Origin of the sequence: Xenorhabdus sp. KK7.4 (assembly GCF_963876465.1) — a bacterium.
In the GTDB taxonomy this organism is placed as follows: Bacteria; Pseudomonadota; Gammaproteobacteria; order Enterobacterales; family Enterobacteriaceae; genus Xenorhabdus; species Xenorhabdus stockiae.
Genome location: NZ_CAWNQF010000070.1, coordinates 69450 through 77121, shown reverse-complemented (window position 1 = coordinate 77121; position 7672 = coordinate 69450). Strand labels below are relative to the sequence as shown.

At 40.7% G+C, this 7672-nt stretch carries 8 protein-coding genes; 2 read left to right on the top strand and 6 right to left on the bottom strand.

The annotated features are described in order from the left end of the window. Positions 1–179 precede the first annotated feature (179 nt). Positions 180–482, top strand: coding sequence for an isochorismatase family protein (locus AACS90_RS10785; RefSeq protein WP_371635546.1), 303 nt, complete (start codon positions 180–182; stop codon positions 480–482). A gap of 108 nt (positions 483–590) precedes the next feature. On the opposite strand, the gene AACS90_RS10780 is transcribed toward AACS90_RS10785, so the two are convergent. Next, on the bottom strand, positions 591–1781 hold the full coding sequence (locus AACS90_RS10780; RefSeq protein ID WP_099122671.1) for an MFS transporter: 1191 nt from the start codon (positions 1779–1781) through the stop codon (positions 591–593). A 200-nt stretch (positions 1782–1981) separates the two neighbouring features. Here AACS90_RS10780 and AACS90_RS10775 point away from each other — a divergent pair, with 200 nt between their 5' ends. Continuing rightward, on the top strand, positions 1982–2419 hold the full coding sequence (locus tag AACS90_RS10775; RefSeq protein WP_099122670.1) for a hypothetical protein: 438 nt from the start codon (positions 1982–1984) through the stop codon (positions 2417–2419). Between the two features lie 240 nt (positions 2420–2659). Here the strand turns inward: AACS90_RS10775 and AACS90_RS10770 are convergent, their stop codons facing one another. The 5 genes from AACS90_RS10770 to AACS90_RS10750 all read right to left on the bottom strand — a co-directional run bounded on the left by AACS90_RS10770 (position 2660) and on the right by AACS90_RS10750 (position 7621). Beyond that, complete coding sequence (locus AACS90_RS10770; protein ID WP_099122669.1) at positions 2660–3061, bottom strand: YbgC/FadM family acyl-CoA thioesterase; 402 nt, start codon at positions 3059–3061, stop codon at positions 2660–2662. A 20-nt stretch (positions 3062–3081) separates the two neighbouring features. Next, positions 3082–4314 carry a cytochrome P450 gene (locus AACS90_RS10765; RefSeq protein WP_099122668.1) on the bottom strand — a complete coding sequence of 411 codons (1233 nt, stop codon included), beginning with the start codon at positions 4312–4314 and terminating at the stop codon, positions 3082–3084. 280 nt (positions 4315–4594) lie between these two features. Continuing rightward, complete coding sequence (locus AACS90_RS10760; RefSeq protein WP_099122667.1) at positions 4595–5740, bottom strand: acyl-CoA dehydrogenase family protein; 1146 nt, start codon at positions 5738–5740, stop codon at positions 4595–4597. Continuing rightward, positions 5721–7352, bottom strand: coding sequence for an amino acid adenylation domain-containing protein (locus AACS90_RS10755; RefSeq protein WP_099122666.1), 1632 nt, complete (start codon positions 7350–7352; stop codon positions 5721–5723). Before AACS90_RS10755 ends, AACS90_RS10760 begins: the two co-directional genes overlap by 20 nt. Beyond that, positions 7349–7621, bottom strand: coding sequence for an acyl carrier protein (locus tag AACS90_RS10750; protein WP_099122665.1), 273 nt, complete (start codon positions 7619–7621; stop codon positions 7349–7351). The genes AACS90_RS10755 and AACS90_RS10750 overlap by 4 nt, the downstream gene beginning before the upstream one ends. Between the last annotated feature and the right edge of the window lie 51 nt (positions 7622–7672).

Genomic DNA, 7672 nt, shown 5'->3' with positions numbered 1-7672 from the left:
TTTGGACAATTTTTCTCATTTGACGCCGCTCATTGCGCGGAATTGGTGGTACGATGGCCATAACTCAGTCCTTCCTTTTTGTGTTTTTTTGGTTTTGCGGTTAAAAAGTTCGCAAAAATAGGACTGAGTTTCTTTGATTCGCCTACCATTTTGAAAAGCTATTTAGTAGTGAGGAATATATTATCACCAAATCATTACCTGATTCATTTTACAATACACCATTGAATGAATTGTTATCATTAACTCACCGTAACCAGTTAATACTGGCGGGTTTTATGAGTCATATGTGTGTCACTGCAACAACCATTAAAGCATTAGAGTTAGGCTATGAAAATTTTGTCTGTACTGATGCCTGTGCCAGTCGAGATCTGAAATATATTGATGGTTCAATAATTGATGCAGATTCAGTACATAGAACGGCGATGGCGGCTTTGAATGATCGATACGCAACGCTGATCGATTGCGCCAGTGTGATAAGATAATTACCTCATGCTTACCCCAAAAAAGATTATTTTTTACGCAGTGCTGGCACTGCCACTTACCATTATCTGGTTCCCCATGTAGGTCGAATAAATGATGAATACAAAACATCAACACTCCCTAATAAATAATGTCAATAAAGCAGGTAACCCTGCAATAAATGCAAGAACAAGTAAAGATATAGAATAATTCAGCATCAGTAGTAGGTGAGCAATAAGTGGTCCTATACTTGCTCCAACAAATAGTACAAATGTATAGAGTGATATGGCTGTTCCTCTATATTGTTGTTCTGCCAGAACAGCAATTACGCCAACCAGAGAAGGGACACTGAATGCACGTCCACCAATAAAAATAACACTGGAGAAAAGTAATCCCCAGACGCTCCCAAAATAAACAGTGACCGAGGACAATATTAATCCTACTGCTGCAATTAAAAAGCTCCACCGGACAAGCGATATCGCACCTATTTTTTGTATTATCCAGGGTGCAAGCAGAGAAAGAAACATCACGGGTAAAACAATCAGCCTCGTAGTGAAAGGTTCTATACCCATTATGGCAAATTTTTCGCTGTAACTTTCGTCCATCATGATATAAAAAGCAACTAAAGCTGATAACGTGCATAGTGTACTGAGATACAACCACTTTAAGTTTTTCTCAAACAATATTCCCGGTATTTTCCTATAAATATCAAACAGTGTTGTTTTGTGATTCTCTTCTACTTGATTGTTTTCCTTATCCCTGTGAACAACAAAATAAATCAAAATAATTGATCCAAAATAAATAGGGACCAGCACAAGCTCGATAGTATTAAAACCATAATGACTGAATTTTATAGCATAAAGCTGGGCAACAATGCTCGCTGTTAAAAAACCCAACGACATAAACGATATTGCTCTCGATTTCAGCGTAGAAGACAGGTTCTCATTCAGGTATGCCAGTATAATGGGCGGATAACAAGAAGCGGCAAGTCCCTGTAATACCCGGAGTGTCAATAACTGGCTAAAACTAGAGCAAAATCCAACCAGAACGGTGAATAACAGAAAAAAGATAAAGCCGGTTAGCATGACCAATCTACGACCAAAGCGGTCTGAAAGTGGGCCTGACAATAAAAAACCTGCCGAATAACCGATGCTGAAAGCGCTGCTCACCCACCCAGCCATGTTTTTATTGTTGTTAAAATGCTGGGTTATCTCCGTAAGGATCGGAATCGGAATGTAAATCTGACCTACTACCGTAAGGCCTGTTAATGCTAAAAGTACACTGATAAGTAGTGGGTACCGATGCAATGTTCGGATTGACATCCTTACATCTCCTCAATTGTTGGAACTACGATGCCATTTTGGTAAAGCCACCCAACATATTGAACAGTACTGATACAAATCGATACGAACTGTTTTGTTTCAATTTAAGTGTATGGGGGAATTTCGGGATTTCAAGGAGAAGGAGTCGTGTATTCAATGGTGATTGGTATATTCAGTTAAACAGTGTTGGTGATCCGTTTGTGGCTGGTGATTTTAGGCTTAACTCAAAGGTTTTTGAATGCGCGGTATTAGATTATTTTGCTAAACTTTGGAATGCTCCTGACCGAGATAGCACCACACCGGGAGAGGGCTATTGGGGCTATGTCTTGTCAATGGGAAGCACCGAAGGAAATTTATATGCACTGAGCTTATTAGTAGAGTTTTTTGCGTCACGTGGTTTCCCTATAGTGGTAAATTTCAACTATGGCGCAACCTTTAAGGGTGCACTTGATGATGTCAGCGGCGCAATTGATTTGCTGCTTCCCATACTTGAAAAGCACGGTCTTAAGGATAGAACCCTTCAAATTACACTGGAAAATGGCAAAGTTGTCAAAAGTCCTCGAAATGGCTACTGGTTCCACATTGATGGTGCACTGGGTGCTGCTTATGGTCCATTCTTAGAAAAAGCGAGAGAGTAAGGAATTGATATTGGTGTAGGGACGCTTCCTTCATTTGATTTCAGAAATCCAATTCACTCGAAGGTAAGAGTTCTCCCTACCCTTCTTCAGAAGTAAAAAGTAATTTCTATTTTGGAGAACAGAGTGACATTTTAAATTTTAAATAACAAAGGGTTGAGAAGAAACAGAACAGCAACCACCGTTAAGTGGTTACTAAAAGTGACTATTTAATTATGGATCAATAATTACACCCTTAATTAATCACTTTTTTTCAGACTGAATTAACCTGTCAAAAATATCAGATGGTATTGCAGTTATTTTCTTTTTCTGAAGATCAACAAAAAACAATACAACCTCACACTGGTTAATGACTTCTCCACAACGGTTACTGATGGACTGCTCTATCTTCAGGCGTGTTTTTCCCATTCCAGTTATCACTGTTTTTATGTGAAGTAAATCATCAAGGAAAGACGGAGAAAGATATTCGAGGCCGATTTTCCTGACAGCAAAGACACAGTTTCTGTCAGCTAAATTTCCGGATTCAATGCCGAGTGAGCGAAAAAACTCAGTTCTGGCGCGGTCATAAAAGTTAACATATGCCCCATGATATACAACACCCTCAGCATCTGTATCACTGTAGTAAACCCGCAGATTAAAACCCACTACGTTATCTCCTTTATTTATTAAATAATTAAAGTCTGTTCAAACTTAATGTTTAATGTTTTGAGACTTCTCAGAACCAAGTTTTCGGTCTGCCACACCACTGGTGAACTGACAGTAAAAGAGGGAAACCGCTGCAAAAAAGCGTGACACAGGATATCCATTTGCCTGATGGCCAATTGTTGCCCAAGACAGTTGTGTAGCCCGGTACTGAAACCAATGTGTCTGGTTACATTACTGCGGTCTATATCAAATCTGTCAGCATTAAAAAAAGCATCCTCATCCCGGTTTGCAGAGCCCAGACAAAGCAGAAGGATGTCACCTGCTGCAATCTCACTGTCACCAACCCGGCAGGAATGGGTCGCCATTCTTCTGGTGATCTGTACTGGTGAGTGCAAACGCATGGTTTCGTTTATAGCCAACTTAATTTTTTGCGGTTCTCGACGAAGTCGGTTTTGTAACCCGTTATCACAGGCCAGCTCCAGAAAAAAACTGCCTGTCAGCGATTCGTTGGTTTCACTGGTGGCAACAAGAATATTAATGATATCCGCAAAAATATTTCTCTTAACTTCATCGTGATTATTTCCATAGCCGCTTAAAAGTGCCCTGTAAAAAAGAGAATTTTTTAGCTGCTGCCCTTCATCCAGCATTGCATCACACAATACTGAGGCACGATGCAGGAATTCAATCCCGTCATTAAAATCTTCAAAAGAGAGTATGCCTGGCGCTTCAAGCAAAGGACGTACTTTCTTCTGAGCTTCAACGAAAAAATCCAGTTGATCATCATTAAGATTCAACCAATGTGAAAATATTTTCTGCCAGAATTTAGTCGCTATATCACTCATTATTTCAATATTATTCCGGCCGGCAATATTATTCAGAATAATATTCACCTCCTGCTCAATAATGGTTTCCAGCTCCTTCATATATATTCCAGTCACAAGAGGCATCATTACTTTTTTATGCATCCGGTGAGATTCTCCTTCCTGAAGAAGAAGGACATTATTCAGCATACTCCGGACATTTTCAGGTAATGAACTTTGTCTGTCGCGGATATATTTTTCATAAGTATGAAATGCACCTATTGCTTGAATATTTTTATTAAGCAATAAATTTTTTATGTCATTGTGCTTTGTTATCAGCCAATGACCACCGACTTTGCTGACGGGTTCATTTATCCTTAATTGTCTATAAATATCATAGGGATTATTCTGGAATTTTTTAGAACGTGGGTTAAACTTTATTCTTTCAGCCATATATTCTCCTTCATTAAGATGGCGACCAAAATGCGTTCCTTTAGCCTCGCTATTTAATTGATAATTCCGCCCCCTCTAAACACCAATTAAAATTTGGCGTGTAATTTCACATGATTTTATTAGATTGCGCTGCAATAAATATTGTTATTAAACTATTAAATAATGTTATTCCAGAATTTTATTTCTATATTGGCTTTAATGATTAAGAAATTTTTGTCCAATTTCATTCTAACGACAACATCTCAAAAAATACTTTCTCTGAACATTGTCGTTATGAAAGTTATAAGCCAAGTTCATTGGCGATGATATTACGCTGAATATCTGATGTCCCTGAATAAATGACGGATGCAATGGAGTTGCGTAATTCTCTTTCGGCATGACTGTCAGCAAGATAACCCTTTGCTCCGTAGATCCGTAATGCATCCATTGATAACTGTGTGTACGTTTCAGACACGAACAATTTTGCACAAGCCGCTTCCATCGTGGCATCTTTCCCTGCGTCTTTTAAGCGTCCCACCCGATAGACGAGTTCACGTGCAGCATCCAGATTAACCTTCATGTCTGCGATACGATGCGATATAGCCTGATTTTTCCCGATGGGCTGACCAAACTGTTTCCGTGTGCGTGCATGGGTGATGCATCCGTCAAGGCTGCGGCGCATTGCTCCCAAGGCTGTCGCGAGAATACATCCACGCTCATACTCCATGGCACTTTCAAAGATCTTAATACCCCGTCCTTCCCGCCCTAATATGGCATCCGCGGGGATACGGCAATCCTTGAGTATAACCCGCCCCATTTGTGCGGTACGTAACCCCATTTTTTCCAGCGGCTGACTGACCTCTATACCTGGTGTGGATGATTCGACAAGAAAGGCGGTGATACCCAGAGGGCCGAGTGTGGGATCAATTGTGGCATAGATAACATAAAGGTCAGCAATAGGAGCATTTGTGATATAAGTTTTCACTCCATTAAGAATATAACAATCACCACTTCTTACTGCGTGAGTGCGCATGGAGAAAACGTCGGAACCTGCTTCATCTTCTGTCGAGCCATTAGCACCGATTAACGATCCATTTAATAGACCAGGCAAGAAACGAGAACGTTGGGCCGGCGTACCGTGGATAGCAAGTTGCATCGTCACTGTCCACAGATGAGCGTTGAGTGAAAACAATAGTCCCATATCTTCGCAACCGTATCCCAGACCTTCCATGATAGACAGAAGATCAGATAATGAGGCCCCTTCACCACCATATTCTTCCGGTATGGACATTTTAAGTAACCCGAAATCTGCGCATTTTTGCCAACCTTTCTGGAAAAACGTCCCGTTACGATCAGAGGCTGAGATATCTGTCTTCAATTGCTCATGAGCAAAACGTTCGGCTTTATCACGCAATAATAACCGTTTTTCATCCAGTTGATTTATCATGGTTTCGTTGCTCCAAAAATTGTTGTTTCAGAAATTGATAGTTAGTTTTACCCGTAGAAGTACGTGGAAGTTCAGGCAGGTAACTGAAATAGTCAGGGAGCATGTATCGTGCAAGCCGTTTATGACAATACTGACTCAGCTCTGTCAATGATAGCTGGGGATCATAAGACACCAGAAAAGCAGTAATTACCACTTCTCCATCTATCTCTGTACTGATAACTGCACTGTCAGAGAGTTTAGGGTGAGTTATCAGGCATGACTCAATCTCATCCAGTTCCATCCGGTATCCATGGCGCTTGATCATGCGATCGCGACGTCCCATGAAAATGTAACCTTCTGGTGAGGAACGAACTACATCTCCCGTGTTGTACCAATATTTGCCGTTAAGGTTAAAGATACTCTGGGCGGTTTTCTCCTGATCATTCCAATAACCAGAAGAAACAGCATCTCCTGAAACACATAACTGACCTGATTCACCTTCCGGCACAGGCTGAAGATGTTCATTGACAACAATCGTTTCACAATGAGTACAAGGACTGCCAATGGATAATGGCTCCAGACGATTTTCCGGAATAGGGACAGGTACTTGGTAGACAGTACATACATTAGTTTCTGTGGGACCATACAAGTTGAAATAATCGGCTTCAGGCCACAACTGCATCAACTTACGTAATTTGGTAATTGGGAAAACCTCTCCTGCAAATAGTACGAGACGTAACTGGTTAGGGATATGACCTTTTTGACACTGCTCAGCCAAAATTCCCAAAATTGCAGGAGCAGAATACCAGATGGTAATTTCTCTGCGGGCAATAAATGAAGCCAGATGGCGTGGGCTTGCGGCAAGATCAGTATCAATCAGATGAATGCAGGCTCCATTCTTCACAGAGACATAAATGTCGAAAATTGACAGGTCAAAATGAAATGGGGCGTGACTGGATATTTGATCTTTTGCCGTCACCCGGAAGAAATCTGAAGCCCATTCAACGAAACTAACTGAGTTACGATGGCTTATGACTACACCTTTCGGGATACCAGAAGAACCCGATGTGTACAGTATGTAGGCAGGATGATCCGCATCAGGTGTACCGCGCGGATAATTAAGCTCTTTTTCACTTTTTTCCGTGGATCGTTTTTCTATAGATAAAATATCCCGTACCTGTAATTCCCCGCTTGTTTTTTCTCCAACTTCCTGTATCACAATGATCTGAGATTGAAAGTCAGGGGCAACTTGTATCAGGTATGCGGCGGACTCGGGATCAGTCAGAATGCAACGAACTTGACAATTATCAAATACAGCGAATGCCCGCAAAGCGGAGCTATTCACATCGGCGGGTACGTAGACAGCACCTAAACGGAGTACACCAAAAATGGCAGCAAGGGTTTGTGGTTTCTTGTGCATAAAAATACCAACACGATCACCCATCACAACGTCTTTTTGGTAAAGAAAAGTCGCAACTTGATCCGCAGCATCAGAAAGCTGCTTATAACTCATTGTTGAATCGTCAGAACCAATGACTGCACAAGCTTCGGGATATAGTAAGACAGAATCATCTAAGTACTTAGCCAGATCGACTGAAGATCCAGTTTGTTCCTTTAATACTGTCGCTATCATTGCTTGTCTGCTTCTGATGAACTATTATCCGATAATTTTTCAACTACATAGCATGATATTTCACGAATAGTCGTAAAACGTATTCTTGGATCACTGACACCAACGATAATATTAAACTCATCTTCAATGAATGAAACCAGACGCATCATTGCCAAGGATGAAAGTATCCCTGATTCGCCTAAATTCAGATCATCAGTAATATCAAGGTCATTTCCTTTTAGGATATCGTCGATAATAAAAGCCCGGATTTTAGTCAAGGTATTAGTCATAATAACTTTCTCTATCAGTCAGTAATTAATGTAATGGATTAAAAATGTTCA

Bases quoted from the DNA above. Each gene is read 5' to 3' on its own strand.
- AACS90_RS10780 (WP_099122671.1), bottom strand. From the start codon at position 1,781: ATGTCAATCCGAACATTGCATCGGTACCCACTACTTATCAGTGTACTT.
- AACS90_RS10765 (WP_099122668.1), bottom strand. From the start codon at position 4,314: ATGGCTGAAAGAATAAAGTTTAACCCACGTTCTAAAAAATTCCAGAAT.
- AACS90_RS10760 (WP_099122667.1), bottom strand. From the start codon at position 5,740: ATGATAAATCAACTGGATGAAAAACGGTTATTATTGCGTGATAAAGCC.
- AACS90_RS10755 (WP_099122666.1), bottom strand. From the start codon at position 7,352: ATGATAGCGACAGTATTAAAGGAACAAACTGGATCTTCAGTCGATCTG.
- AACS90_RS10750 (WP_099122665.1), bottom strand. From the start codon at position 7,621: ATGACTAATACCTTGACTAAAATCCGGGCTTTTATTATCGACGATATC.